The following is a 1,960-nucleotide window of genomic DNA, read 5'->3' as shown; positions in this document are numbered from 1 at the left end:
TTAACATAACAAGAAATTTAAGAGTGATTCACAACGCTCGGCGCTTTCACTTCAAGCTAGTTTAGTGTTTATGGCACAATGCTTTAGGTCAGGTGGCTAGCGTTGTTCACACCTTAATTTGGCGTTATGTGTATGATGAGATGGTGAATCTATGGAAATAAATGAACACTACTATCAGAGACTTAATTCATCTTTTGATGATCTTTGGGAATGTATAGATTTTTGTAACGAACTCGAAGTAATTGAAGACTCAGAAAGTATTCTATGTAAGGCCCTCACGATTTCACTTATTGTCACTTACGCTAGAAATTTCGCTAGCGCATACTCTTACCCTCGTCTTGATAAAGACGAATCAAAAAAGTTTAAAAGTAAGTACAATGAGTTAACAAAGTCCTGGATTGAGACGCTGCCTGATGAAATGAAATGTTTTCATGAGTCAGTTCTCGAAAGGAGAAATAGCTCAGTTGCACATTCAGATGCAGCTTCTCGCGATTATAGATTAACAGGTAAACAATCAGTCTTGATGGGAGCGAACCCCCATCGAGTGTTTGAAAAACATGAGATAGTTCTTATTCGAAATCTAATCGAAGGCTTTAGGAAAGTTGTAGCGAGTGAACATACCTTAATTCGTGAAACAATATCACAACCATACACATAACAAGGCGTTTAAGGCAGATTCGCAACGCATAGCATTTTTGGTTTGATTTAAATTTAGTGGTTACGGCACAATGGTTTAGGTTCAGTGGAGGCGTCGCTCACTACTTAACGCGGCGTTAGCTGGGGTTAAGAAAAGCTGTGAATTTAGGGTGGAAAGGCTTTGGGGTTCCTAGCTACACACCGGAAAAATCTCAGCTTCTCAACTATCTCGCCAGTGGCACTTTTCGGGAAGTGTTTGAACTTAACAAAGTCTGCTTACGGGAAGTGTTGTGTTTGTTAATTTCGTTGACGCGGCTTCTTTGGTGTTGAAATTTATGCATTCTTAAATTTGTTTCGTGTGCTTTGTCGTTGGCTTTTTCGATAGAATTCTTTGCTAATTACCGATCTCAGGAATGGTGATTTTCTCGGTCATTTCTTCTTTGCCAAGCGCATTTAGTGGATTGGGTTTTAATTTCACAGCTGTCCGTTTTACTTTGCCGTTTGAAAGCAATAATGTGTTTCAAATTAGGCATTTTGTCGTAATTTGCTAGCGAAAGTGCAGCAGCTAACTAAGCGTTTAAGACGGATTCCCAACGCTTGGGAGTTTCGGCTCTAGGTTGAGTTTTGTGTTTAAGGCACAATGGTTTAGGATTGTGGTCGCGTTGCTCACCACTTAACGCAGCGTTATAACACATGGAGCGTCATCCGTGTTTGCAAAGATCTATTTTTTACGTATGGAGATTGTTATGGCTAAAGAAAAAAATCCCAAATTGTTCCTATATTCGATTCTGTTGCCCGTAATATGGTTAGCTCTTGGTGCTACCGTCGATATGGTCGCACCTGAAATACGTTTAGGCGTAGGAGGATTAGTATTCATCATTTGCGTCACATTAGCGATTATCTGCTGGAGGTTCGCTAAAGTGTTTAAGCGCTACTTCACTAGAAAGGAAAAAATCCGCCTTGTGGTTTATTTTACCGTTTGGGCTGTATTATGTGAGTCACTGGCATTGTTGACGTTGTTACCTGATATAGGTCAAATGGTTTTATTAGTTTCTTTAGGTGTGACAACTATCATTGATACCTTAATTATGTCATTGGGCGTTCATTTTATTAGTAAGCGCTTAATAGGGTATTTTCTGGAAAAGGACCAAGTGGAAGTGGTAAAGCAAGCGTAGACGCTGCTGAAAATGAAAGTGTCTTAGTATCAAGTTTGAAGTGCGACATTTTTTACAGATGCGCATGAATATACTCCAGTGGTGTTCTATACCCAAGTCTTTTGCGTGGGCGCGTATTTAATTTGTGTGCGATTTCATCACAGAGCTCT

Annotated in this window: 2 protein-coding genes; both read left to right on the top strand. The window is 39.7% G+C overall.

Annotation, left to right across the window (positions count from 1 at the left end; genetic code table 11):
* Window positions 1-151 precede the first annotated feature (151 nt).
* On the top strand, window positions 152-658 hold the full coding sequence (locus AACW06_RS19305; RefSeq protein WP_080536153.1) for a hypothetical protein: 507 nt from the start codon (window positions 152-154) through the stop codon (window positions 656-658).
* Between the two features lie 724 nt (window positions 659-1,382).
* Window positions 1,383-1,811 carry a hypothetical protein gene (locus AACW06_RS19300; protein WP_080536219.1) on the top strand — a complete coding sequence of 143 codons (429 nt, stop codon included), beginning with the start codon at window positions 1,383-1,385 and terminating at the stop codon, window positions 1,809-1,811.
* Window positions 1,812-1,960 lie beyond the last annotated feature (149 nt).

Origin of the sequence: Vibrio sp. S12_S33 (assembly GCF_963889785.1) — a bacterium.
GTDB classification, from domain to species: domain Bacteria; phylum Pseudomonadota; class Gammaproteobacteria; order Enterobacterales; family Vibrionaceae; genus Vibrio; species Vibrio aestuarianus.
The sequence above is the reverse complement of the archived record's forward strand: the minus strand, read 5'-3'. Positions and strand labels throughout refer to the sequence as shown.

Coding starts and splice junctions, on each gene's coding strand:
- AACW06_RS19305 (WP_080536153.1), top strand. CDS start 152: ATGGAAATAAATGAACACTACTATCAGAGACTTAATTCATCTTTTGAT.
- AACW06_RS19300 (WP_080536219.1), top strand. CDS start 1,383: ATGGCTAAAGAAAAAAATCCCAAATTGTTCCTATATTCGATTCTGTTG.